We start from the raw sequence: 26,389 nt of genomic DNA on the forward strand, positions 1-26,389 counted from the left end.
TTTAAGGAGATTTTTATGAAAATTTACTTAGTAAGACATGGATTTACCCAATCAAATAGGGCTAGAACAGAATCATTTGAAGACTCTAAACTTAACAAAAGTGGTTTTAATGTTCTGGTAAATACTAGAAGAAATCTTGAAAAATATAATATCGATAAAGTCTACACATCAGAATTAAAAGATGCAACACAAACTGCTGATATGCTAGGCTATCATGATTACACAGTAGATAAAAGATTAAATGAACTGGACTTTGGTGAATATAGCGGACAATTACTTGAAGAAATTAATGAGCATTATGAAGGTACTTTAGGCAATGAGGAAGATATATTTAACGTAAAATATCCTGGTAATGAAAGCCGTAATGATGTTATAAAAAGAATTAGTGAATTTTTAGATGAGTTAGTAGAAAAGAATGAAAATGCCCTTTGCATCAGCCATGGCTTAGCTATAAAATCTGCCCTGTTCTGGGTACTAAAAGATAAAGCTGATTGGGATAGTTTCTGGATAGAAAATGGTTCAGTAACTATATTTGATATAAATAATGATAAAAAACTTATAAAAGGTGTTAACATTGTTTAATAGAAAAGCAAGGTCCTATGACCTTGTTTTTTTGTTAACTAATTATAAGATATAATAGTATAAAGGAGAAAATAATGAGAATAATTTTAGTTAGACATGGTTTAAGTGAAGCAAATATTTCAAAATTTTATTCCTTAGAAGATACTATATTGCACGAGAGTGGATTTAGTGTTTTGAATAATACTAGAAGAAATTTAGAAAAATATGACATAGATGAAGTTTATGTTTCAGAGCTTAAAAGGAGCCAGCAAACTGCTGAAAGGCTTGGATTTACAGATTATAAAATAGATAGTCGTATAAATGAGCTAGACTTTGGAGATTTTAAGGGCAAGTTTTTTGATGATATCAGATCAAATGAAATTGAATTTTTTGAAAAACAGAAAAAAGATCTTTTTAATTTAAAATATCCAGGCGGTGAATCTATCAATGATGTAATAAAAAGAACCAGTGATTTCTTTGAGGAAAAGTCAAAAGAGGATAAAAATATTCTTTGCGTAAGTCATGCTATGGCTATCAAATCATCCTTATTTTGGTTACTTAAAGATATGGAAAATTGGGAAAAATTTTGGGTTGAAAATGGATCTATTACAGTCTTTAGGATAGAAAATAGAAGAAAAATTATAGAAAGTGTAAACCTAATATGAAATTTATCCACCTAGCTGATGCTCATTTGGCGGATAAATCTAGTTTTAATGATGACTTAGGATCTCTAATTAGAAAAAAATCATGGGAGTCATTTGAAAATATTTTTAAGACGAACACGGATGTAGATTTTGCCCTAATAGCAGGTGATTTATTTGAAAGACAGTATTTCTCGGCCAAAGATTTTGATAAGATTTTTGATATTTTTAAAAGCTTTGGAAAAGATATTTATTATGTAACAGGTAATCACGATTATTTTGATGAGTACAACACAATTTTTCTAAATAATAAACCAAATAATCTGCATATTTTTACTGAAGAAAACCTCTCCCTATTTGAAAATGGAAAACTTAGAGTCTATGGCTTATCCTACAAAGACCGCATATATAAAAATAACTTTCCCTATGATTTAAATCTTGATAGGGGATTTTTTAATATCTTACTATCACACGCTGATATTAGTCCAAGTCCTACAAATTACCTAGACCTAGACCCAGTAGAGCTAAACAAAATAGGATTTGATTACATTGCTTTGGGTCACATCCATAAGGCTTCGAATATCTATAATATTTTCTATCCAGGCAGTATCGAGCCCCATGATTTTTCTGATATATATGATTATGGATATATCAGATATGATGATGGAGAAATCAGCCAAATTGACTCATCACTTTTAAGTTTTGAAAACCTAGATATATATACAAATGATTTTAAGTCTGAAGATGAAATTATTGATTTTATAGAATCAAAACTTAGTAATAAAATTAATTTTCTTAGGATAAATATAAAAAACGAATCAGATATAAATTTTAATAGATTAAAGAAAAAAATTAATGCTAGCTATGTTGAAATAAACGAAGACTATGATAAGGATCTATTTAATCTAGGAGATTTATATCCAAATTCTCTTTTAAGTAAATATGATAAGCACTTTGAAAATGCCGATGATGAAATAAGCAAGCTAGCTAGACAAATTGGGCTTGATGCAATTTTGAGGAGTAAAAAATGAGCGTATATATTAAAAAACTCCATATTATTTCCTTTGGCCAGTTTGAGAATACGAGCATTGATTTTACCTCTGGATTTAATCTAATTTACGGTAAAAATGAATCTGGAAAATCAACCATAGCAAGCTTTATTGAAGGAATTCTATACGGTTTTGATGATGGAGTTCGTGTTCGTCATTTTAATAAAAAACAAGAAATATATAGACCAATTAATTCTTATAAATATGCAGGAATTGCAATTTTTAATAAAGATGGAACAGATTATAGGATTAGCCGTAATTTTAAGAATGGTGAATACGAAATCTATAATCTATATACTAAAGAAGTAGTCGAAGCAAAAGCAAGCAATTTAAATTATCCTGGAGAATTTTTACTAGAATTACCATATGAGATTTATCAAAACATAATCTCAAACTATCAAGCACAAGAATCATCTGATAAGGCTAGGGCAAAGGTCGTAGAGCTTATAAGAAATAAAGATGATTATAATTTTTCTGCCAGTGATGCTATAAATATTTTAGACAATAAGCTAGCTGAAATAGGAACTAATCGAGCTTATACCAAACCTTATGCAAAAACAAAGGCAGAAATAGAAGAAATTTCTTCTGAGATTTTAGATCTAAAAAGTCTTAGAAATGAAACAAATAAGGACTTTGCTAAATTATATAAAAATCGTGATGATATTAAAAATAAATCTGAAAAGCTAAAAGAATTAAAAAATGCTCGTGATGCATACAGGGAAAATGTCGCCTATAAAAATCTTGAAGATGAGATTAAGTATAAAAATGAGCTTAATTATGTAGATAGTGAACTTAAAAAGTATGAAGATTTAAAAATTAAGGAAAATTCAACAAGTGATAAGAAAACAGAAAACTTGTCTGGTAAAGACTTACACAAGCATTATGCCTTTTATATATTAGGCTCCTTGTTGCTTATATTTTTGTGGAGATATTTTAAGCAAAATTATCTTTTAGCAATTGCCATAATATTGCCTATAATGATGATTGCTATTGATAAAAAAGATTCTAATCTTTCAGATGATGCTGATAAAAAGTATAATGATCAGAGATATATAGAATATTTAAAATTGATAAATGAAAGGGAAAAGATCTTAGAGATTTTAAGAGTCTTAGAAAACCAGGATAAAACTAAGGATAGGTCAAATATTAAACAGATTCAAAAGCTTGATATCAAAGATACTGAATTAAAGATAAAAAGACTAGAAAATGACCTTGAAGAATTAAGAAAAAATAATATTTACTTGGAAAGAAAACTAGCAAGTGCAGAAAACCAATTAAATAATGAAGTAGATTTGGTTGATAAGTTAAATATCTTAGAGAAAAATCTAAAAGAAATGGAAAAAGAAATCAAGGCTATAAATCTTGCCAAAGAAACGATTATAGAATTATCAAAGAGCACCGATGCTGATAAAAAAGAATTTGATAGAGCAATCTCAGATTTGATTTCTACAATTACTAAAGATAAATATAGCCAGATTTCTTATGACAGTGAGCTTAATCCAAGCATTATAACAAACACTGGCGAATCTTTAAGTATTGACAAACTTTCAACTGGATTTTATGACCAAGTTAACTTCGCCCTTAAATTTATGATAAATGAAAATAAACTAGATAATTTTATTATCTTCGATGATGCCTTTATAAACTATGACTTGGATAGATTAAGATTAGCATTGTTCTTTTTGCTTGATTTGGCAAATGATAGGCAAATCATATATTTAACTTGCCATAATAGGGAAGAAGAAGTTTTGAAAAACGAAAACATCGAATTTAATAAGATTGATTTGGAGGAAATATGATTTTTGCCCTAGCTGACTTACATCTTGATTATACAGAGGAAAAAAGCATGGAAGTCTTCGGTTTAAATTGGGAAAATTATCAAGACCGTATTTTTAATAACTGGAATGAAGTGGTGGGAGTTGATGACACAGTGCTTATCCCAGGAGATATTTCCTGGGCCATGGATCTTGATCATGCAGTTATTGACCTAAAAAAAATAAATGAGCTTAATGGCAGAAAAATCCTTATGAAAGGCAACCACGATTATTGGTGGACTTCTTTAAATAAGATAAATAATCTGGGGCTTGATTCTATGGACTTTTTGCAAAATAATTCATTTAATATTGAGGGATACGATATTTGCGGAACGCGCGGATGGATACCAAGAGACCATAAGGACTTTAATGACCACGATGAGAAAATATTTACTCGTGAGCTTATGAGGCTAGGTAATTCATTAAGAGCTAGTAGGGATAATAAAAAGATTGTCATGCTTCATTATCCACCAATTAACCAAGATAAAACTTTTAATGAATTTTATGATATATGTTTAGATAATAAAGTAGAATATCTAATTTATGGCCACCTGCATGGCGTTGGTCATAATCTTATTAAAGAAGGTAAATTTGACAGTATAGACATTAAATGTGTAGCAGGTGATTATATAGATTTTACACCAGTGAGGATAGTATAAATGCAAAGAGAAATTGAAGTAAAAGTATTAAATATAAATCCGAAAGAAATTGAAGAAAAATTAGTAAATCTAGGTGCAGAAAAAATCTCTCATGAGTTTCAAAAAAATTATACCTTTACCCCTAAAAATGGTGAATTTGAACACGGTTATTTAAGAATTCGCGAAAAAGAAATAGATGGTCAAAAGCAAGATATAGAACTTACCTTCAAACGTATCGAAAGCGATGATGACTTTAGGGTAAATAATGAATATACAGTTAATATCGATTCTGTTTCTATGATGATTAAAATCCTGGAAGAAGTGGGTATTGATTTAGAATATGAGGGAGAGAAAGAGCGTACTTCTTACTCTTTCAAAGACCAAAGATTTGATATAGATATTTGGGATGAGAAAACTTATCCAGTCCCATATATGGAAATAGAGTTTTCAAATATAGATAAGCTAGATGAGATTTTATCTGACCTGGATATAGACAAAAAAGATGTAACTACTGATTCTATTACAGAATTAAGATCAAAATTAAATATATAAAAACTTGACTAATAGAGTTATTTCGTGTAATATTTTTAAAGATTAAAGGAGAGTATAATGATTAGTATAAAAAATTTATTGACATCAGAAGCACTTTTTAAAGACGATATATACGAAATAGTTGATTTAGCAAATGAAATTATTAAGAGTCCACTAGATTTTTCTCATATATGTGAGGGGAAAATTTTAGGGACTCTTTTTTTTGAACCTTCAACTAGGACAAGACTTTCATTTGAATCAGCTATGATTAGACTTGGTGGATCTGTAGTAGGTTTTTCCGATGCAAATGTATCATCATCTACCAAAGGAGAAAGTTTACAAGATACTGTAAGAACTGTTAGCCAATACGCAGATATCATAGCTATGCGCCACCCACAAGAAGGAGCAGCATACTTAGCATCATTGACTGCAGATTGCCCAATAATAAATGCGGGTGATGGGGGTCACCAACATCCTACACAAACTCTTACAGATGTATTAACCATTAGTCAATACAAAAATTCTTTAGAAAATCACACTATTGGTCTAGTAGGAGATTTAAAATACGGAAGAACTGTTCATTCACTTTTAAAAGTAATGAATTTATTTGATAATAATAACTTTATCCTAATATCCCCAGAAGAATTAAAACTTCCTCAATATGTAAAAGAAGACGTGTTTAAAGATAAGAAAAACTATATTGAAACTACAAATCTAGATGAGGTTATGGATAAGGTAGACATTTTATATATGACTCGTATACAAAAAGAAAGATTTTTCTCAATGAGTCAGTACACAAGATTAAAGGATTCATATGTTTTAGATAAGGCAAAACTTAAAAAAGCCAAAGAAGATATGATAATCATGCACCCACTCCCAAGAGTAAATGAAATTGCAACAGAAGTAGACAAAGACCCAAGAGCTGTTTACTTTAACCAAGTTAAATTTGGAATGTATGTTAGAATGGCTCTTATTATGAAATTATTGGAGGCAAATAATGCTTGAGATTACAAGTTTAAAAAATGGAATAGTAATTGATCACGTAAAAGCTGGCAATGGTATAAAGATATTTGAACTATTAGGATTAGCTGACCTAGATGACCAAGTTGCACTAATACTAAATGCAGAGTCATCAAATATGGGCAGAAAAGATATTATAAAAGTAGAAAATCATCAAGACATAGACCTAGACATAGTTTCTATCATAGACTCAGAAGCTACTGTAAATATCATAGAAAATGAAGAAGTAGTGGAAAAAAAGGAATTGGAATTACCAGAAGAGATAGAAAATATCCTTACCTGCCAAAATCCAAAATGTATTTCTACTTCAGAAAGATCAGTTACTTCAAAGTTCATCCTAATAAATCCAGAAGAAACAAAATATAAATGTGCTTACTGCGATCACATTTATGACGTGGAAGAATAATGAAGCAGATATTTAAAAATTGCTATGCCTTTGATGATATAAATATTTCAAGAAAGCCTATCTATGTAAGTGATGGGTTAATTGTTGAGGCATTTAAAGAAGATGAAGCCGATGAAATAATTGATTGTAAAAACTTAGTTTTAGTACCATCATTTGTTGATATGCATGTGCATTTTAGAGATCCTGGCTTTACTTACAAAGAGGACTTAGAGACAGGCTCTCACTCAGCTCTTGCTGGAGGATATACTTCAGTACTATTAATGGGAAATACAAAACCAACTGTCTCTAGCCCAGAAATTTATAATGATATTATAAAACGAGCTAAGGACCTAGACTTAATCGATATAGAGCAAGTATATACAATTACTGAAAATTTTGATGGCAAGACATTAGACCACCTAGATTCTATGCCTGAGTCCGTAAAGTACATCTCAGATGATGGCCACGGGGTAAATGATGATATGGTTATGTATAAGGCCATGGAGAAAGCAAAAGAGCTTGGTGTAATAATGACTTTACACGAAGAAGTAGATGAAGTATCTGATTTAGATTATGAAATTGCAGAAGATGCGATGACTCTTCGTGATTGCTATTATGCTTATAAACTTAATTGTCCAGCTCATTTTTCCCATGTTTCTACAAAAGGTTCGATTACAGCTATTAAATACTTTAAGGATTTAGGTGCGCCAATTACTTGCGAGGTAACTCCTCACCACCTATTACTAGCCGATAAGGGAAGAGAAGAAGTAAAGGTAAATCCTCCTATAAGAAAAGAAAATGATAGAAAAACTCTAATTGGAATGATAAAAAATGGAACAGTAGATGCAATATCAACTGACCATGCTCCTCATAGTAAAGAAGATAAGGAAAAGGGGGCACCAGGTTTTATCGGTATAGAAACAGCTTTTTCAACTTGCTATGAAGTTTTAGTGAAATCTGGAGAAATTTCCTTAAATGACTTGATAAAAATAATGGCAACAAATCCGGCAAGACTTTTAGGCCTAAACAAAGGAAAAATCAAATCAGGTTATGAAGCAGACTTTACTTTAATCGACCTTGATGAGTCCTATATTTACAAAGAAGAAGATATAAAATCAAAATCAAAAAATTCTTTATTAATTGACCAAGAACTTTTTGGCAAGGTAAAAAGAGTTTATAGGAAAGGTGTCTTAAAATATGCAGATAATAGATAGATTATACAAAGAAGTGGAAGAAAAAGGCTTTGTCTGTGTAGGCCTTGACACTTCCCTTGATTACATACCAGAAAAAAATAAGGAAGGCAAAAGCATCCATGAAGCTATCTTTGATTTTAATAAAGAAATTATAGATGCAACTTTAGATATAACTGCTATCTATAAACTCCAAATAGCCTACTATGAGTCATACGGCATTGAAGGAATGCTTGCTTATAGGGATACCCTAGCTTACCTAAGAGAAAAAGATTTATTATCCATAGGTGATATCAAAAGATCAGATATAGCAGCATCTGCTACACAATATGCCAAAGCCCACTTTGAGGGAGATTTTGAAACTGATTTTATAACCTTAAATCCATATATGGGCATGGATTCAATTAAGCCTTACGAGGAATATTTAGCTAGTGGTAAAAAAGGTGTATTTGTTTTACTTAGAACATCTAATCCAGGAGCGAATGACTTTGAAGTCTTAAAAACAGATGGAGAAGAACTATTTTTTAAAGTTGGAGATAAGTTACAAGAACTAAATCAAATATACGTTGGAGAATCTGGCTATGGTCCTGTAGGATTTGTAGTTGGTGCAACCCATACCAAAGAAGTTGAAGAAATAAGAGATAGATATAAAAACAATTTTTTCTTAATCCCAGGTTTTGGTGCCCAAGGAGCCGATAGTTTAAATGTATATAAACTTTTAAATAACAAAAATGGGGGAGTAGTTAATAACTCTCGTGGAGTTTTAAAAGCTTATATGAACCATGAAGATGGGATAGATAATATTGGCAAATATGCCAGAGAAGCAGTCCTTAAAACTAGAGAGGATATTTTAAAAAATGAAGACCTATAAAAATGGTGTGATTACAGAAAATATTGAAATAGCTCCTAGTATTTGGAAAATGAAAGTGGATATAGGTTTAAAAGCAAATCCAGGTCAGTTTTTCATGTTTAGAACAGAAAGCTTTAGAAATGAACCATTACTATCTCGTCCTTTTGGAGTATGTGACCAAGATGATGAAGAGCTTACATTTTTATACCAAGTTGTAGGCGCTGGTACAGAAATTATGGCAGGCTTAACTCCAGGTCATAAGGTAAAACTTTTAGGACCATTGGGTAATGGTTTTAATACTGAAATAGCTAAGGGTAAAAAAATTGCAGTTGTAGCCGGGGGAATAGGTATAGCTCCGCTTTTAGATTTAGTAAAATCTTTACCTCAAAAACCAGATTTTTATGCAGGTTTTACATATGATCCTTACTTCGTAGACGAATTTAGACCCTATGTAAGTTCTGTAACAACAACTTCATTTAAAAATGATAAAAAGTTTATTATAGAAGACTTAAACCCAGATGATTACGACATTATTTATGCTTGTGGTCCAAATGGATTGCTTAAGGCAATTCATGAGAAAAACAATAAAGCATACTTAGAAGTATCCATGGAAGCTCATATGGCTTGTGGGATTGGAGCATGCCTTGGTTGTACAGTGCCAAGTGCAGATGGAGATTTTTTAAGAGTTTGTAAGGACGGTCCAGTTTTTGATGCAAGGGAGGTTTTTTAATGAATATAGGAGTAGATATTTGCGGTATCCATTTTAAAAACCCAGTAATAGCTGCGAGTGGGACTTTTGGATTTGGAAAAGAATTTGCAGACTACATTGACCTTGATAAATTAGGCGGCATTTGCTCAAAGGGCCTTACCCTAAATAAAAACTTAGGTAATAGTGGGATAAGAATACACGAAACCCCATCAGGGATTATGAACTCAATAGGATTACAAAACCCTGGTATAGAATATTTTGTAAATGAAGAACTACCATTTTTACTTAGTAAGGATACAGTAACTATTGCAAATCTTGGTGGCCACTCTGTAGAGGATTATGTAAAAGGTGCAAGTATCTTAGATAAAACAGATGTGCCTATGATAGAGTTAAATATTTCTTGTCCAAATGTAAAAGAAGGTGGCATGGCCTTTGGTACAGAACCCACTAAAGCTAGTGAAGTTATTTCAAAGGTGCGAAAAGAAACCAAAAAACCACTTATAGTAAAACTTTCTCCAAATGTTGGATCTATACCATCTTTTGCAAAGCTTGCTGAGGATAATGGGGCAGATGCAATTTCTTTGGTAAATACCTTTAATGCTATGGCCATAGATATAAACACAAAATCTCCAGTTTTTGTAAACAAAACGGCAGGTTTATCAGGCCCATCCATAAAACCAATTGCTTTAAGAATGGTTTATGAAGCAGCTCACGCTGTTGATATTCCAATTATTGGCATGGGTGGAATAATGGATTATAAAGACGCCTTAGAATTTATTATGGCAGGAGCATCTGCAATTCAAGTAGGAACAGCCAACTTTGTAGATTATAATACTATGATAGATGTTGCCGAAGGCATAGGAAAATATTTAAAAGAAAATAATATTGAAGATATAAAAGAAATAACAGGAATTATTTAGGAGAAAAAATGGATAAAACAATAGAATTATTAAAAAAATCAGATGCTCTTTTAGAAGGTCACTTTTTACTTTCTAGCGGCAAACACTCTGATAGATATATTCAGTGTGCAAAATTAATCCAACATCCAGAATACTGTAAGGAAGTATCTGAAATAATTGCAGAAAAATTAAAAGAAAATAACATAGATGTAGATTTATGTGTAGGTCCTGCTATGGGTGGAGTAATCATTTCTTACGAAGTAGGAAAAGCACTTGAAGTAAATGCAATATTTACAGAAAGAGTAGACAATGATATGACACTTCGTCGTGGATTTGAAATCCCAGAAGGGGCAAAAGTAATTGTTGTAGAAGATGTCATCACAACTGGAAAATCTTCTTTTGAAACAGTAGAAGTAATTAGATCATACGGAGCAGAAGTAGTTGCTCTTGCTTCTATTGTAAATAGATCAAACAAAGCTGAGATAAATGGTCTTCCAATTATATCAGCAACTAAAATAGATGTTAAAACCTATGATGTAGGTGACCTGCCAGAACACTTAAAAGACACACCAGCAGTAAAACCTGGTTCAAGAAAAATTCAATAATAATTTGCGTAATTACCTCCTAGCTAATATAATTTATTAAAAAGCTAGGATTTAATTTATATATGAAAAATAAAAAAATGACGCGTATTTTTGGGCTAGTTTCTCTTATGTTTAGCTTAAATCTTTTTATAGTGGACACTGCATCAGCATCAAAGGATCAAACAAAATCAAATTTACTAGATGGATTAAATAAAATAAATTATGAGACTACTCTACTTAAAAAAACTAGGGCGGAGCAATATAAAAAATTAAAAGATGATATGGATGAATTTTACGATAAGGGATCAAGCAAGATTGACTCTAAAAACATGTTCTATTGCTTAAATGTACCAGATTTTACCGAAGAAGAATATGAAACAGGTTTAAAAGACACTGGGCTTGCCGGTCTTGGCAAAGACTTTAAAAATGCTGGAGATACTTATGGAGTGAACCCTATACTATTGATGGCTATGGCAAAGCATGAAACTGGAAATGGAACAAGTGAACTATTTTTAAACAAAAACAATCTCTTTGGTTATAATGCAATTGACATTGACCCATATAACAAAGCAACAAACTTTAAAACTCCAGCTGAATCTATTAATACGGTAGCAAAACACTTAAAAGAAAATTATTTATCAAGCAATGGAGCTTACTATAAAGGAGTGTCCACAGATGCTATTGGCATGAGTTATGCAACTGATCCAGATTGGTCAAAGAAAGTAAATTGGATGATGATAGAAGTAGTAAAATCAATGATTGAAGATTTTGAAAATGAGACAGGGATGTAGCCTGTCTTTTTTTGAAAGTATAAGTGGGGAATTATGGATACAAAATCATTTTTAAAAGGAAAATCACAAACAGCCTATGATTTTTTAGGAAATCATAAAAAATCTATAGGATATATATTTAGAATATTTGCCCCAAATGCAAGTACGGTAGATATAATAGGTGATTTTAATGATTGGCAGGGACAAAGGTTAAGAAAATACAAAACTGGTATATTTTCTATAAGGATAAATGATGCAAAAGAAAATGATAGATACCAATATATAATTACAAGTGAAAATGGTCAAAAAACTAAAAAAATAGATCCGTTTGCAGAAAAAATAAATATTGAGCAAAATTGTTCTACCGTAGGATCGAGTGAATATAAATTTAAAAATAAAAAAATTAAAAATAAGCCTAATAACATCTATCAAGTGCATTTGGGGTCTTTGTTAAGAAATAATGAATTTACTTATGAAAAAATAGTTGAACATTGTAAAGCCAATAACTTTGATTACATATCATTTTTGCCCTTGGCTGAATATGAAAATTACAAATCATATGGTTATAAAAGTTTTTCTTTATTTGCATATTCTAAAAGATATGGCAATATAGATGATTTTAAAAAGTTTGTAGATATAGCCCATAAAAATGATATTGGCATTATTGTTGAGCTTGATATTTATGAGTTTGATGAGAATTCCTATTGCCTTTTTGATTTTGATGGGACAAATCTTTACGGTTATGCTTATGAAGATATAAAATATAATTATTATGGGGGAATAAATTTTGATCCGAGTAAAAATTCGTCAAGATCATACATCTTATCAGCTATAAATTACTGGATAAGAGAATATAATCTTGATGGACTAATGCTATCTAATATCGAAAATGCTATTTACTGGCAGGGTCAGGCAGAAAGAGGAATCAACGAGGATTGGCTAGAACTTTTAGAAGAAATAATTAATTTGATACATAAAAAAGATTCGCTAGCATTGGCCAGTTTTAATGGAATTTATGATTTGGATCTAAATTTTGATTATGTATACGACTTAAGATTTAGAGAAGTCATAAGAATTATGCAAAAAGCTCCTATTGAGAGGGATAAGTACAAAATGATTGTGCAGAAGTTAGTTACTAGGGACAATAGCAAAAAAATAATTGGATTTTCATATGTAGATTCTTATCTCGATGAGGCAAGTTTAGCTATGAAAATGTATGGAAATAATAAAATTAGTCAATTAAAAAGTCTATTTACCCTATTGTATAGTCTCGATTCGATAAAGATGATATTTATGGGAGATGAGGTCGCAGATTTTAAAACTTTTTCTGTTTTTGATAAAGTTAATCTAACCATTGATAATAAAGAAAGAGAAGAATTTAATAAGTTTTATAATGATTTGATAAAAATTTTTAAAACGAGATTTAATACATTTGATTCTAAGACAAAGTTATTAGACATTGGTGGATACAGTATTTATGCTTTTACTAGAGAATATAAAGATAAAAAACTTTTGATCCTTATAAACATAACTGATTTAGAATACAAAATAAAAAGTCCATATAAGCTAGAGGAAATAATTAATACTGATAATCTAGACTATGGTGGATCTGGAAATATTAATGGAATCTTAGATAAAAAAGAATATATACAAATAATGCCTTTTGGATCTGCTATATTTAAAATAAAAGAGGATGAGAAGTAAAACTCATCCTCTTTTTTATTTTTCTGTTAAAGTATATTGATTTTCCAAGTTGTGAGCTATATTTGTAAATCTTTCTAGTATTATCTTTCTAGGAATAATTCCTAAAAAATATCCATTTTTGTGGGTCACGCAAATAAAGTTATTATTGATAATCAATCTTAGTACATCTTCAAGATTATAATTATCAAAAAGGATTGGTACAACTTGATTCATTACCTTTTTTACCTTTATTTGAGCAAGTCTATCCTCATCAAAAATAGATAAGTCTTCTGTGCTAGTAACTATATTTGATATAGAAATAAGACCTCTTACCCTATTTTCCTTATCAAGAACAGGGATGATTTGATAACCAGATGAAGATAAAACAAGGATGGCATGAACTAGTGAATCATCTTCACGCACAATAGCTACATCACTTGCAGGAATCATTATATTTTCGGTAGGTTCTTTAAACATTTTTTCTATATTTTTACCAATCATATTTAGCTCCTTATAAAGATTATAAACTAGATTAAAATAAAAATAAAGTAAAAAAATTCCCCGAGGATATCCCTCGGGGCTATGTAAAGCACACCCAGCTTCGAAATAAAATCTCACTAGAGTGTCTATACAATCCTAGCTCGTGATAGGTAGCCTTACGGCACACAGAAAGATCTACTTAATGCTGCTACGTTCCCGTCCTGACATGGTTCATAGTTTCCTGTTGCGTAAGACCTATCAGTCTTCACTAGTTCATATAGGCTTGTAGTTAGAAAATATCCCTCTGCTGGGAATTCGACCCTGCTATAGCGAATTGCAGGTTACAAGGCATCGCTAGTTCCCCATCTAGTGCATGGCGGAGAGCATGGGATTTGAACCCATGATACACGAAATATGTATACACGATTTCCAATCGTGCTCCTTCAACCACTCGGACAGCTCTCCATGCAATTACATTATTAGACTATACTACGAATTTTTCTAAATGCAAAGATATTTCATATGGTATAATAATCTAGAAAGGAAAATTATGGCAAAAGCATTATATAGAGAATATAGGCCAAAAACTTTTGATCAGGTTTTAGGCCAAGATAGGGTTACGAATGTCCTTAAAAATCAAGTAAAAACTGGCAAGATTAGCCATGCATATATATTTTCTGGTGAAAGAGGTACGGGTAAGACTTCTTGTGCAAAGATATTTGCAAAAGCTATAAACTGTCTTAACCCTAAAGACGGTTCACCTTGCTTAAAATGTGAAAATTGCCTGGCAATTGAAGAAGAATCTACAATAGATGTCGTAGAAATGGATGCTGCCAGTAATCGTAGGATTGATGATATTAGAAATCTAAAAGATAATGTAATCTATCCTCCAAATAAGTTGAAATATAAGGTATATATAATAGATGAGGCTCACATGATTACCCGTGAGGCGTTTAATGCCTTACTTAAAATTATGGAAGAGCCACCAAGCCATTTAGTTTTTATACTCGCAACAACGGAGATAGAAAAAGTTCCGCGCACAATTTTATCCCGTGTCCAAAAGTTTGAATTTAATAAGATAAATGATTCAAATATTAAAAATCAAATAAATCAAATACTTGATGATAGGGATATATCAATTGATAATGAAGCTATTGATCTGATTATAAAAAAAGCAAATGGAGCTATGCGTGATGCTCTTAGTATCCTAGACCAGGTAGTGTCATACGGTGAGAAATCATATGATTTATCAAAAGTAGAAAGCTTATTAGGTGTAGTTGATTTTTATGATGTGGATGCTCTAGCAGGAGCAATTATAAAAAAAGATACAAAAGCTAGTATGAATAATCTTTTTAAGCTTAGGGGAAATAATAAGAGTAATAAGGATATATTAGATAGTTTGATATCATATTTTAATGATATACTAATTTTAAAATTAACTGCTGATAATTCTTATTTTGATAATATTGATTATCTTGATTCGATTAGTAAGAGGTCTGAAGAAATAACGGATTCTGAGCTAGCAGATTATTTAGACATTCTAATTGAATATTCTAATAAGATGAAACTTACAGAAAATACAGATGTTCTGACCGAAGTTTGTATTTTAAGGCTCTTAAATCTTAAAAATATAAATAATCTTGAATCTAGAATTTCATACTTAGAAAAAAATACTGGTGATGATTTAGTAAATTTGGTTACAAAAATAATAGAAAGTAAATTATCTAATTTCAGCTTAAATGAAATTGAAAAGCCAAAACTGTCATCTAATGAAATTAAACAAAATAAAAAATATAAAGAAACTGAGACAGAAAATATAAATAAAGAGCAAGCTGAAACTTCAGCTAAATTAAATAATAAAAATGATTTATCCTCAGTAGATGAAGAAAAAATTAAAACTATGCTCATAAAAACGGCAGGTGGTGTAATGAATGGACTATTTGCTGATGAAGGATTTAATTATAGGATAAATAAAAATGACTTCATTTTCTATATAAAAGATGACTTTTATAAAATCTTTATAGAAACTAAAATAAATGAAATAGAGGCCAATTTAAAAGAAATACTTTCAGCTGATTATAGCTTTACTATTGATTCATTTGATAATATGAATAATAATATAAGTAAAACTGAAACTCAGGAAGAAGAAAAAAAAACTGAAGATTACTCAGAAAAACTGATTGAAATCTTTGGTGATGAAATAATTATAGAATAGGAGAAAATTATGGCAAGAGGTGGATTCCCAGGTGGGGGAAATATGAACAATATGATGAAACAAGTTAAAAAGATGCAAGCAGAGATGGAAAAAGCTCAGCAAGACATCGAAGAAAAAGAATTTGAATCAACTTCAGGTGGTGGAGTTGTAACAGCAACTGTAAATGGAAAAAAAGAATTGGTTGGCCTAAAAATAGATGAAGATGTAATAGACCCAGAAGATAGCGAAATGCTCGAAGATCTTATAATTGCAGCAGTAAATGATGCACTTAAAAAGGCTGATGAATACAGCGGAGAAAAAATGGGCAAACTTACAGGTGGTCTAAATATCCCTGGATTTATGTAATGGCAATCTTTCCAGAAAGTTTAAATAACTTAATAGGAGAATTTCAAAAACTACCTACAATTGGTCGCAAATCTGCTGAAAGACTTGCAATGAATATTGTAGAACGTGATGAAACTGACATAAGTGATTTTTCTAAGGCCTTGTTGGAAGTAAAAGAAAAAATTCATAAATGTGAGATTTGTGGAAATCTTACTGAGACAGAAATTTGCGATGTATGCAAAGATATTACTCGTGAAGAAGATTTTATATGTGTAGTAGAGGATGTAAAGGACCTAATAGCAATAGAAAAATCTGGGGCCTTTCATGGTAAATACCATGTACTCGGTGGACTCATCTCACCCTCAGACGGCATAGGTCCTGATGAGCTAAATATCGATAAACTCCTAAAAAGAATAGATGATGAGGGGATAAATGAAATAATCCTAGCAATTTCTTCAACTATAGAAGGAGAAACGACTACACTTTTTTTAACCAGTCTTTTAAATGAAAAAGACGTCAGGGTATCAAAAATAGCCCAAGGAATTCCTGTTGGATCAAATCTAGAATACTTTGATCAACTTACCCTAGAGCGAGCAATAGAGGATAGGAGAGAGATCCGTGACTAAATTTAGTAAATTTATGTTGATACTATCCATTTTTGCCCTTGCAACAAGTTGTGGCAAGAAGGAAGAAGTAGTTGAAAATGATACACACGTAGTTGAAGTAGAGCAGGAAAAACCCGTAAAAAGTGAATTAAATATTAATGCTACAAGTTTTTCATCAAAAGTTGTAATAGATAATATCAAGAATTCGTCAAATATATCATATATCATTGCTTCAAATCCAAATTATACAAAAATTGAGCAAGGAGACTTTGATATAGCAGTTGTTCCAGGCTACCTTGGACCATATTTTTACGAAAAGACAAATCAAAATATAGAAATTGCTGCGATAACCTTACTAGATAATATCCATATAGTTTCTGATGAGGAAATAAAAAGTCAAAGTGATTTACAAGGAAAAAATTTATTAATCCCAGATCCAGTTGGAAATTTGTCAAAAGTAATTGATAAAAAAATAGGACCACTTAATTTAGTACTAAGACTAAAAGAAGAATATTACAAAAATATGAACGATATAGTGGATAAGATGTCTAAAACATCTAATTTTCTAACAGTACTAACAGATCCGTATTTTTCAAAAGTAATAGATAAAGACTATTATATTTCTGATCTTTCAAGTATCCTCTCAATAGATAAGGGAGAATTTGTTAGCGATATAATAATTGTAAACAAAGATTATTTAAATGATAACAAAGAAGAATTTGATACTTTTTTAAAAGACTATAAAGAATCAACACAAGCTATTGAGGAGACATCGGATTTTGATATTAATATTTCAAATGAGATATTAAATGAATATGATATCACAGAGCAAAGAGCGCAAATGGCCCTAAAAAGATCTAATCCAGTATTTATAGATGGGGATACAATGAAAGGAACCTATAAAGTTTTTCTTGAAAGAATAAAAGAATTAGATGAGTCATTAGTTGGAGAAAATGAACCGACAGATGATTTGTATTATGAAAAATAAGCAAAAAAGTAAGAGCCCCTAAGGGCTCTTTTTTATTGTAGCAAATTTTATATATCATCAATTGCTAACTGCTCGCTAACATTGTTAATGTTGAACATTGCGATTTTCAACAATTAAAGCTTTATTTTGGTGGAGATGATGGGAGTCGAACCCATGTCCGTGGAAGTCTCCTTATTAACCTCTACAAGTTTAGTAAGTTTAAAAATTTTGCATAAAAACCAGTAAACTTACAAATAATTTTTATGCTAGCTTCATAATACTGAATATACCTCAAAGCTTTGGTATATTAGTTGTCGCTAAAATTATGAAACAAATTGTAAGTTCGCGACAAACCTACAATTCATTGCTACCAGATTCTTAGGCAGCTAGTGCGAAGTTAGCTTCGCTATTGTTGTTTGCGTTTATATTTAAACTATGGATTTACGTTCCACATTCGACTTGCTATTAATAATTCTTCGACCACGTCGAAACCATGGCATCCCCATGTAACTTATAATGTACCTTACAATGATGGTTTTGTCAAAACATCTCAGTTTTTGTAAAATATATTTTAAGAAAAGGTTTTTTTAGCATTTTAAATTTATTTTAGGGTATTAATATACTATATAATAGATAGTCTTTTGCAAAGGAGGACATATGAGAAATTCAAATAAAACAGCTGCAATGCTTTTGGCTGGAGGACAAGGTTCTAGACTTAAAGCATTGACAAAGGATATGGCAAAACCAGTTGTTCCATTTGGCGGAAAATACAGGATCATAGATTTTGCTTTAAGTAATTCAACTAACTCAGAAATAAAAGATATAGGTGTATTAACTCAATATAAACCACAGCTTTTAAATCGTCACTTAGGTATTGGTGCTGCTTGGGACTATGATAGAAACTACGGAGGTCTTCGAATTCTTTCTCCATATTATACAGAAGAGGGAGGAAAATGGTTTGAAGGAACTGCAAGTGCTATCTATGAGAATATAAATTACCTTGATTTAGTAGATCCTGAATATGTTTTAATTTTATCAGGTGACCATATTTATAAAATGGACTACAGAGAACTTTTGGATATTCATAAGCAAAAAGGCGCTGATGCTACGATTGCTGTCATGGAAGTAGATTGGGATGAAGCTATCAGATTTGGAATTATGAATACTGATGAAAATGGCAGAATTACAGAATTTGAAGAAAAACCAGAAAAACCAAAATCAAACCTCGCGTCTATGGGTATTTATGTTTTCAACTGGAAAGTTTTAAGGAAAACTTTAATTGAAGATAATGAAAATCCTGATTCATCAAATGACTTTGGTAAAGATATTATCCCAAAAATGTTAGCAGATGGTGAACCTCTTTATGTTTATAAATTTGATGGTTATTGGAAAGATGTTGGTACAGTAAGAAGTTACTGGCAAGCAAACTTAGATCTTATAAATCCAAATAATGAACTAGGTATATATAATGAGGATTGGAAGATTTATACTACAAGCTTAAACTTACCTCCTCATAGAATCGGACCTAATGGAAAGCTCAATGATGCTTTAGTAAATGAAGCTTGTGTAATAGATGGTATTGTAGATAATTCTGTATTATTCTCAAATGTTACTGTAGAAGAGGGCGCTGAAGTTTATAATTCAGTTTTATTAAATGGTTCCAAAGTAAAAGCTGGATGCAAGATTTACAATTGTGTGGTAGCTGAAGATATAGAAATTACAGAAAATATAGGTGATAAAGATACCGATAAAGTCTATTTAGTGAGTTCTGAAGGTATCGGGGAGGAATAAAATGGATAATATTTTAGCATTAGTATATAGCTCAGAATTCAATCCAGCTGATTATGGTGAATTGTGCAAGGTAAGACCTGATTATATGTTGCCATATGCAGGTAGATATAGAATTATAGACTTTACTCTTTCAAATTTAACAAACTATGACATTTCCAATGTAATATTATATGCAGGAAATAAGATGAGATCAACACTTGATCATATAGGTGATGGTAGAAGCTGGGAACTTAATAGAAGACGCGGTGGACTTACTATAAATCCTCCAAACTATGATAAAAAAAATCCATCAGAAATAGAAACTTATTTTGATACACTTAGAGCCTTTGAAGAAAGTAATGCAGAATATATTTTTGTAACAAACCCAATGTATATAAATAAAGTAGATATAGGAGATGCAAAAGAGCAACTAAAAAATCAAGGCAATGACGTATTAATATTTACAAAGAAAACAGAGGATAAGGATGGTTTTTTCCTCAATCGTAGAATAATTAATTCAAACGAAGAAGGTAAACCAGCAAATGCTGGATTCAATCTAGGTACAAGTGATGAGTTTGATTTATTCGCTGGGTCTATTCTTATAAAACGTGAGTTATTCATTAAAGTTTTAAGATATGCCGAAGAAAAAAATTATATTTCAAACTTGCTAAATGCGATTTTTGAATATCCAGAGGATTTAGATATAGATTTTTATAGGATTAATAATCAATTAGAAATCATAATGGACACTTACTCATTCTTCGATGCAAATATAAAACTATTAGATAGAGAATATTTTGATAACCTCTTCTATAAAGATGGGCTGGTTTACACAAAATCTAAAGATGAGCCTTCAACTTCCTACACAAAAGAAAGCAAAGTTAAAAACTCCTTAATAGCCAATGGTGCTATCATAGAAGGAGAAGTAGAAAATTCTGTTATTTTTAGAGGTGTCAAGGTTAAAAAGGGAGCAGTAATCAAAAATTCAATCATCTTTCAAGACAGCGTAGTCGGAGATGAAGCTATATTAAACTTTGTAATTACAGAAAAAGGAACTCAAGTTGGTAAAAATGTAAAATTATTTGGTAACAGATCTCATCCATTTGTATCAAGCAAAAATGAAGTGTTAGAAGATTGGAGCTACTAATGAATGTACTATTTCTGACCGCAGAAGCTGTACCATTTGTAAAAACAGGAGGACTTGCAGATGTGGCGGGTTCTCTTCCTAAACAACTTGTAAATCTAGGAGCAGATGTTAGAGTTGTTTTGCCACTGTATAGCACAATAGATGAGTCATACAGATCAAAAATGGAAAAAATAACAGAGTTTTACGTAGATCTGGATTGGAAACACCAATATGCTGGAGTTTATGGATTAGATTTTGATGGCGTAAAATATTATTTTATCGATAATATGGAGTACTTTGATCGTGACCACCCTTACGGATTTGATGATGATGCAGAAAGATTTATATTCTACTCAAAAGCTTGCACACTTTTAGGAAAAGAAATCAATTTTAAGCCAGATATCATTCATTCTAATGACTGGCATACAGCAATGGTAAATGTTTTTGTAAATGATTATAGGCGTGGAGATAGTTACTATGATGATATAAGAACATTATTTACCATACATAATTTAAAATACCAAGGCGTATTTGATTCTGATAACCTAAGGCTGGCAGGTCTTGATGGAGCATATTTTAATGAAAATGATTTAAAATTTTATGATGCCATAAACTTTATGAAAGGTGGTATCATTCATGCTACTGCCGTAAACACAGTTTCAGAAAATTATGCTAGAGAAATTCATTATCCATTTTATGGAGAAGGCTTAGATGGTATTATTCGCCAATATGACTATAAGCTATCAGGAATAGTAAATGGTATTGATTATGACGAATGGAATCCGGAAGCAGATAAATTGATTGACCAAAACTTTGGTAAAAATAGTATTGAAAAAAAAGTTTTAAACAAAATTGCTCTTCAAGAATCTTATGGATTACCAAAAAGAGAAGATGTACCAATGATAGGTCTTGTGTCAAGGCTTAATGAAATGAAAGGTATGGATTTAGTAAGATATATTTTGGATGAATTATTGCAAGAGGATATCCAATTTGTTTTACTTGGAACAGGTGATTATACTTATGAAGAAATGTTTAAATATTTTGCCTGGAAATACCCTGATAAAATGGCTAGCAGAATCTATTTTGGTGGAGCAGAAGCCCACAAAATTTATGCCGCAAGTGACTTTTATCTAATGCCATCTATTTCAGAGCCTTGTGGTATCAGCCAATTAATTGCTATGCGCTATGGAACACTACCAATTGTTAGAGAAGCTGGCGGACTTAAAGATACAGTTATCCCTTATAATGAATACACAGGTGAAGGAACTGGATATTCATTTTCAAATATAAATGCTCATGAACTTTTATTTACAATAAAAAATGCAATAAATATCTACAATAATCAAAAAGAAAATCACAACAGATTAGTAAAAAATGCAATGAGCCAGGACATAGATTGGAAGATGTCAGCCCGTAAATACTTAGATTTATATGAGGACATAAAAGCGTAGGATGATTACAAATAAAGAGATAATTATAGAAAGAATACAAAATTATTTGTATTCTTTTTATGCTAAAAACATACAAACCGCTAGAGATAATGAAATCTATGATTGTCTTTGTAGATACCTCATGGAAATAATTGGTAAAAGATGGGTTGATACAAAGAAAATTAAAGAAGGTTATGAAGTATATATTCTAAGCTTTGAATATTTACCTGGAAGATTCCTAGAAAATGTGATTTATAAATTAAATTTAGAATCTGAAATAAGATTTGCTCTTGATGAAATGGGTTTTTCTTATGATGATATTATAAACTACGACCCTGAGCCAGATCTTGGAATTGGTGATATGGGCATGGGATCTTCTTATCTTATAAATGAGCTTTCAAATAAGAAAATTAAAGCTACAGCCTACGCTCTGCGTTATGAGTCAGGAAATTTTAAACAAGTAATTAAAGATGGAATGCAGAAAGCAGAATCATCCTCTTGGATAAGAAATGGTTATAATTGGGAGCATAGAAAATCTTTTACAAATATTATAGAAATTTATGGAAAAAAACATAAAACTATAACCTATGATATGCCAGTTATGTCTGATGATGCCAGTTTTATAAATACTCTAAGATTGTTTAAATCTGAAGCAACCCAAAATATTAACTTAAACAAGTTTTCAAAAGGTGATATTATTGATGCTTATGATGATTATATTAACAACAGTTCTATAACTGAATTTTTATATGTGGATGATTCTTCTTATGAAGGCAAGATTTTAAGATTAAAGCAAGAATATTTTTTCTCAGCATCAGCTATGAGAGATTTTGTTCGTAGATATGTTTTATATTATGAAGATATTAATAATATTAATAAGCAAACAAACGTAATTATAAATGATATTCATCCCACACTTGCCCTTATTGAATTTATAAGAATATTAACAAGTGAGTATAATTTTTCAACTAAAACTGCAATTAAATATACCAGGGAGATTTTTTACCATTTGGTTTTCTCGATTACAGATGACTCGCTTGAACGATATCCTATTGATGAGATAAGAAATATGAATCCAGAAATTTTATCGACTATAACTGCGATTCAAAATGAACTCATCACCGAAGAAAATTTTGATCCATTTATTATAAATGGGTTTGTAATATTTAGAAATATAAATATAGCTTTAAGTAATGATTATATATTCTTATCAAAATCACTTTGTGATAGTAGAAAAAATAGCAGGTCTTATTCATATATAAATCTTGGTACAGATAGGCTTATGTATGCTAAAAGTGCTAATAGGAAACTAACTAATTACTTAGAGGAATATAAAATTGACATATCTAATACTGAAGATTTTAAAAAATTTAATTTACTTTTATCTAGTAATAAGTTTTTAGATGGACTAGAGGAAATAAAGCTTGAAAATAAAAAAAGACTAATAAGAGTACTTGAAGGTAAAGAAAAAAACATCAATCCATACTCTATTTTTGATATGCAATTATCCATAATGCATGAGAGTAAAAGACAAATATTAAATTCTCTTGCAATCGCTTATGAGTTTTATTATCTAAGAGATAATAGAAATGCCTACGCCATTCCAAAAACCTATATTTTTTCTGGAAAAGCTAACGAAGGTTACTTTATGGCAAAAGAAACTATCAAATTTATTCTGGCCTTAAAAAAACTAATTGAATCTGATAAAATCATTAGAGAAAAATTAAAAATTATTTATGTAGAAAACCTCTCAGTTACTGATCTTAGATATCTTTATCCTGCATGTGATATCTATTCAAACTTGATCTATCCATTATATGATAATCAAAACTTTGATATTTTAAATTCAATTCTTAATATGTCAAATATTCTTACCACAAAGGGTGGGATTGTGAAAAATTTAGATATGGAAAACGAGTTTTATTTATTTAAAGAAAATTATAATGCTTACGAACAAAGACGAAAAGAAAATTCTTATAATGCAAATAATATTATTAATCAAAATCAAGTAGTAAAATATACTATAGAAAATTTATTAAAAGAGTCCCACGAAAATTTACCTTATGACTTTAAAAAAATATATGACGAAATAATGTTATATAATGATTCTTTTGAAATATTATTAGACTTAGAAAATTTGATTAATCTTAGAGGTCATATATCAAAAGATTATTTGGATAAGGAAAATTGGACTAAAAAGCAAGTTAAAAATATTTTGTGGGCCAATGAGTTTAATTTAGATCACGTAAAAAAGGATATTAATTTTGGTAAAAGATTATAAAAAACTGACTTATGAGGATATAAAAGATTATGAGTTGGGAGCTATTTACTCAAAAGAAAAAACTATATTCAGAGTCTTTGCTCCGGAAAAAAATGTAAAACTTTCTCTAACTATGGATTATAGAAATCCTCGCAAAGATATTTATTTTATGACTAAAAATGAATTCGGTGTTTGGGAGACGGAGATAAGTGGAGATTTGGATGGATATTATTACTCCTATATAGTAGATGACAAATATGAGGTAACTGATCCTTACTCATTTACAAGTTCTATAAACTCAATGTATTCAGTAGTTTGCGATATGGCAAAAACTGATCCAAAAGGATTTAAGAAAAGTATAGTGCCACATATACTCGAAGAAGAGGCGATAATCTATGAAATGTCAGTAAAAAATTACACAGCTGATAAGAGCAGTGGAGTTGTGGATAGAGGAAAATTTTTAGGACTTAGTGAAAAAGATTCGAAATATCATGGATTTAAAACTGGATTATCACACTTAAAAGAACTAGGTGTAACTCATGTGCAACTTTTACCAATATATGACTTTATAAGTGTGGATGAATCTAATGAAAGATTTTTTGATGACGATAATTATAATTGGGGATACGACCCTGAGCTTTACTTTGCACCTGAAGGATCATATGCAACTGACCCACAAAATTCAAAATCAAGGGTCTATGAGCTCAAAAAAATGATTCAAGCAATACATGAAGTAAATATTGCTGTAATCATGGATGTAGTTTACAATCATACTTTTAAATCATACGATTCTAATTTAAATACCTTAGGTCCAAATTACTACTATAGGATGAATAAGGATGGTACATTTTCAAATGGATCAGGTGTTGGTAATGAGCTAGCCAGCGAGCGACCTTTTGTTAGAAAACTAATCATCGACTCTTTAAAGTATTGGGTTATGGAATACAAAATAGATGGTTTCCGCTTTGACTTGATGGCCTTAATTGATATCGATACGATAAGAATTGCGTTAAAAGAACTTAGAAAAATAAATCCAAATTTAATTATCTATGGAGAACCCTGGATGGCTCTTGGTACAAGCTTGCCCGTTGAAAAACATACAGTAAAAGGATCTCAAAAATCCAATGGTTTTGGAGTATTTAATGATATTTATAGGGATGCTATAAAGGGGGATACGGATTCATTTGGCATAGGATATATTCAAGGAAATCACTACTTAAAGCCTGTAATAGAAGAAGGGATTGCTGGATCGGTTCATTTTGATAAAAACAGGTGGGGATTTACAGACTTTGCATCAGAGACTATAAATTATTTTAATTGCCATGATAATCTAATACTCTATGATAAGCTACAAATTTCCCTAAGTGATCTTACAAATATAGATGATTATGTAAAACTAGCTATTGGATTAGTTATGCTATCATTTGGTAAACCATTTTTATATGAAGGAAATGAATTTAATCATAGCAAAAACAATGATAGAAATTCTTATAACTCTCCCTTATTTATAAATGCTATAAATTGGGATGATAAGCAAGAAAATATAAACATATTCAATTATACTAAAGATTTGATTACCATTAGAAAAAATATAAAAGTATTTAATAAAATAGACCCTGAAGATATCAGAAATTCTTTAAGCTTTATGGAGCACATTGAAAATTCATTAATTATTTACAAAGTGAAATCAAGCAAAGGATATGTATTAGTAGCTATAAATGCTGATATAGAAGAAAAATATATTAATAGTAAAAAGTTAAGATCCTTTATTGGTTTTGATAATTTTACAATGGAAAAAATTTTTGATAAAGAGGGTAAAAATAATAATATAGTAGACGATATGAGTCTTGATATGTTATCAATTAATGTATATAAAATATATTAGGAG

The 26,389-nt window shown here is 30.5% G+C and carries 25 protein-coding genes, 1 tRNA gene and 2 other RNA genes; 24 read left to right on the forward strand and 4 right to left on the reverse strand.

Annotated elements, in window-relative coordinates; translation table 11 throughout:
• Nucleotides 1–15 precede the first annotated feature (15 nt).
• From ACKRLN_RS02780 to ACKRLN_RS02850, 15 genes are all read left to right on the forward strand, one after another.
• Nucleotides 16–582, forward strand: a complete 567-nt coding sequence (locus ACKRLN_RS02780; RefSeq protein WP_416335197.1) for a histidine phosphatase family protein — start codon at nucleotides 16–18, stop codon at nucleotides 580–582.
• Nucleotides 583–656: 74 nt separating this feature from the next.
• Nucleotides 657–1,226, forward strand: coding sequence for a histidine phosphatase family protein (locus ACKRLN_RS02785; protein ID WP_416335198.1), 570 nt, complete (start codon nucleotides 657–659; stop codon nucleotides 1,224–1,226).
• Nucleotides 1,223–2,233, forward strand: a complete 1,011-nt coding sequence (locus tag ACKRLN_RS02790; protein ID WP_416335199.1) for a metallophosphoesterase family protein — start codon at nucleotides 1,223–1,225, stop codon at nucleotides 2,231–2,233. The genes ACKRLN_RS02785 and ACKRLN_RS02790 overlap by 4 nt, the downstream gene beginning before the upstream one ends.
• Nucleotides 2,230–4,050: an ATP-binding protein gene (locus tag ACKRLN_RS02795; RefSeq protein ID WP_416335200.1), complete on the forward strand. Its 1,821-nt coding sequence runs from the start codon at nucleotides 2,230–2,232 to the stop codon at nucleotides 4,048–4,050. The genes ACKRLN_RS02790 and ACKRLN_RS02795 overlap by 4 nt, the downstream gene beginning before the upstream one ends.
• Nucleotides 4,047–4,724 (forward strand): metallophosphoesterase, encoded by a 678-nt coding sequence (locus ACKRLN_RS02800; RefSeq protein ID WP_416335201.1) that lies wholly within the window; start codon nucleotides 4,047–4,049, stop codon nucleotides 4,722–4,724. Before ACKRLN_RS02795 ends, ACKRLN_RS02800 begins: the two co-directional genes overlap by 4 nt.
• The gene (locus tag ACKRLN_RS02805; protein ID WP_416335202.1) at nucleotides 4,725–5,255 is read left to right on the forward strand and encodes a class IV adenylate cyclase; all 531 of its coding nucleotides are present in this window, start codon (nucleotides 4,725–4,727) and stop codon (nucleotides 5,253–5,255) included.
• Between the two features lie 57 nt (nucleotides 5,256–5,312).
• Nucleotides 5,313–6,239: an aspartate carbamoyltransferase gene (gene pyrB, locus ACKRLN_RS02810; protein WP_203127791.1), complete on the forward strand. Its 927-nt coding sequence runs from the start codon at nucleotides 5,313–5,315 to the stop codon at nucleotides 6,237–6,239.
• On the forward strand, nucleotides 6,232–6,660 hold the full coding sequence (locus ACKRLN_RS02815) for an aspartate carbamoyltransferase regulatory subunit (RefSeq protein ID WP_203127793.1): 429 nt from the start codon (nucleotides 6,232–6,234) through the stop codon (nucleotides 6,658–6,660). The genes pyrB and ACKRLN_RS02815 overlap by 8 nt, the downstream gene beginning before the upstream one ends.
• Nucleotides 6,660–7,853, forward strand: coding sequence for a dihydroorotase (locus ACKRLN_RS02820; RefSeq protein WP_416335203.1), 1,194 nt, complete (start codon nucleotides 6,660–6,662; stop codon nucleotides 7,851–7,853). Before ACKRLN_RS02815 ends, ACKRLN_RS02820 begins: the two co-directional genes overlap by 1 nt.
• Nucleotides 7,837–8,700 carry an orotidine-5'-phosphate decarboxylase gene (gene pyrF, locus ACKRLN_RS02825; protein ID WP_296141477.1) on the forward strand — a complete coding sequence of 288 codons (864 nt, stop codon included), beginning with the start codon at nucleotides 7,837–7,839 and terminating at the stop codon, nucleotides 8,698–8,700. Before ACKRLN_RS02820 ends, pyrF begins: the two co-directional genes overlap by 17 nt.
• Entirely contained in the window at nucleotides 8,687–9,409 is a 723-nt protein-coding gene (locus tag ACKRLN_RS02830; RefSeq protein WP_416335204.1) for a dihydroorotate dehydrogenase electron transfer subunit, read from the forward strand. The genes pyrF and ACKRLN_RS02830 overlap by 14 nt, the downstream gene beginning before the upstream one ends.
• Entirely contained in the window at nucleotides 9,409–10,308 is a 900-nt protein-coding gene (locus tag ACKRLN_RS02835) for a dihydroorotate dehydrogenase (RefSeq protein ID WP_416335205.1), read from the forward strand. The genes ACKRLN_RS02830 and ACKRLN_RS02835 overlap by 1 nt, the downstream gene beginning before the upstream one ends.
• 8 nt (nucleotides 10,309–10,316) lie before the next feature.
• Nucleotides 10,317–10,892 carry an orotate phosphoribosyltransferase gene (gene pyrE / locus ACKRLN_RS02840; protein WP_416335206.1) on the forward strand — a complete coding sequence of 192 codons (576 nt, stop codon included), beginning with the start codon at nucleotides 10,317–10,319 and terminating at the stop codon, nucleotides 10,890–10,892.
• Between the two features lie 62 nt (nucleotides 10,893–10,954).
• The gene (locus ACKRLN_RS02845) at nucleotides 10,955–11,662 is read left to right on the forward strand and encodes a glucosaminidase domain-containing protein (RefSeq protein WP_416335207.1); all 708 of its coding nucleotides are present in this window, start codon (nucleotides 10,955–10,957) and stop codon (nucleotides 11,660–11,662) included.
• A gap of 33 nt (nucleotides 11,663–11,695) precedes the next feature.
• Nucleotides 11,696–13,345, forward strand: coding sequence for a GlgB N-terminal domain-containing protein (locus ACKRLN_RS02850; protein WP_416335208.1), 1,650 nt, complete (start codon nucleotides 11,696–11,698; stop codon nucleotides 13,343–13,345).
• A gap of 15 nt (nucleotides 13,346–13,360) precedes the next feature.
• Here the strand turns inward: ACKRLN_RS02850 and cbpB are convergent, their stop codons facing one another.
• The 3 genes from cbpB to ACKRLN_RS02865 form a co-directional block, all read right to left on the reverse strand.
• Nucleotides 13,361–13,825: a cyclic-di-AMP-binding protein CbpB gene (gene cbpB, locus ACKRLN_RS02855; protein ID WP_203127823.1), complete on the reverse strand. Its 465-nt coding sequence runs from the start codon at nucleotides 13,823–13,825 to the stop codon at nucleotides 13,361–13,363.
• Between the two features lie 86 nt (nucleotides 13,826–13,911).
• An RNA gene (ffs, locus tag ACKRLN_RS02860) (signal recognition particle sRNA large type) lies at nucleotides 13,912–14,179 on the reverse strand.
• Nucleotides 14,179–14,269, reverse strand: a tRNA-Ser gene (locus tag ACKRLN_RS02865). Before ACKRLN_RS02865 ends, ffs begins: the two co-directional genes overlap by 1 nt.
• A gap of 85 nt (nucleotides 14,270–14,354) precedes the next feature.
• Here ACKRLN_RS02865 and dnaX point away from each other — a divergent pair.
• From dnaX to ACKRLN_RS02885, 4 genes are read left to right on the forward strand one after another with little or no spacing between them, the layout of a single operon-like run.
• Nucleotides 14,355–16,019, forward strand: a complete 1,665-nt coding sequence (gene dnaX / locus ACKRLN_RS02870; protein WP_296141465.1) for a DNA polymerase III subunit gamma/tau — start codon at nucleotides 14,355–14,357, stop codon at nucleotides 16,017–16,019.
• A gap of 9 nt (nucleotides 16,020–16,028) precedes the next feature.
• On the forward strand, nucleotides 16,029–16,364 hold the full coding sequence (locus ACKRLN_RS02875) for a YbaB/EbfC family nucleoid-associated protein (protein WP_203127827.1): 336 nt from the start codon (nucleotides 16,029–16,031) through the stop codon (nucleotides 16,362–16,364).
• Nucleotides 16,364–16,969 (forward strand): recombination mediator RecR, encoded by a 606-nt coding sequence (gene recR / locus ACKRLN_RS02880; RefSeq protein ID WP_416335209.1) that lies wholly within the window; start codon nucleotides 16,364–16,366, stop codon nucleotides 16,967–16,969. The genes ACKRLN_RS02875 and recR overlap by 1 nt, the downstream gene beginning before the upstream one ends.
• Complete coding sequence (locus tag ACKRLN_RS02885) at nucleotides 16,962–17,936, forward strand: hypothetical protein (protein WP_416335210.1); 975 nt, start codon at nucleotides 16,962–16,964, stop codon at nucleotides 17,934–17,936. The genes recR and ACKRLN_RS02885 overlap by 8 nt, the downstream gene beginning before the upstream one ends.
• 127 nt (nucleotides 17,937–18,063) lie before the next feature.
• Here the strand turns inward: ACKRLN_RS02885 and ssrA are convergent.
• Nucleotides 18,064–18,419: a transfer-messenger RNA gene (gene ssrA, locus ACKRLN_RS02890) on the reverse strand.
• Nucleotides 18,420–18,572: 153 nt separating this feature from the next.
• On the opposite strand from ssrA, the gene ACKRLN_RS02895 reads away from it, so the two are divergent.
• Genes ACKRLN_RS02895 through pulA form a run of 5 tightly spaced genes read left to right on the forward strand, consistent with a single transcriptional unit; the run spans nucleotide 18,573 to nucleotide 26,386 of the window.
• The gene (locus ACKRLN_RS02895) at nucleotides 18,573–19,706 is read left to right on the forward strand and encodes a glucose-1-phosphate adenylyltransferase (protein ID WP_296141459.1); all 1,134 of its coding nucleotides are present in this window, start codon (nucleotides 18,573–18,575) and stop codon (nucleotides 19,704–19,706) included.
• Between the two features lies 1 nt (nucleotide 19,707).
• Nucleotides 19,708–20,832, forward strand: coding sequence for a glucose-1-phosphate adenylyltransferase subunit GlgD (gene glgD / locus ACKRLN_RS02900; RefSeq protein WP_203126446.1), 1,125 nt, complete (start codon nucleotides 19,708–19,710; stop codon nucleotides 20,830–20,832).
• Nucleotides 20,832–22,262, forward strand: coding sequence for a glycogen synthase GlgA (gene glgA / locus ACKRLN_RS02905; protein WP_296141456.1), 1,431 nt, complete (start codon nucleotides 20,832–20,834; stop codon nucleotides 22,260–22,262). The genes glgD and glgA overlap by 1 nt, the downstream gene beginning before the upstream one ends.
• Before the next feature lies 1 nt (nucleotide 22,263).
• The gene (locus ACKRLN_RS02910) at nucleotides 22,264–24,522 is read left to right on the forward strand and encodes a glycogen/starch/alpha-glucan phosphorylase (protein WP_296141455.1); all 2,259 of its coding nucleotides are present in this window, start codon (nucleotides 22,264–22,266) and stop codon (nucleotides 24,520–24,522) included.
• A complete protein-coding gene (pulA, locus tag ACKRLN_RS02915) occupies nucleotides 24,506–26,386 on the forward strand; it encodes a type I pullulanase (protein ID WP_367270010.1) in 1,881 nt (626 codons plus the stop codon). Before ACKRLN_RS02910 ends, pulA begins: the two co-directional genes overlap by 17 nt.
• Nucleotides 26,387–26,389 lie beyond the last annotated feature (3 nt).

It is taken from the genome of Anaerococcus sp. AH8042_DFU013_CI05 (assembly GCF_047936775.1).
Lineage (GTDB): Bacteria > Bacillota > Clostridia > Tissierellales > Peptoniphilaceae > Anaerococcus.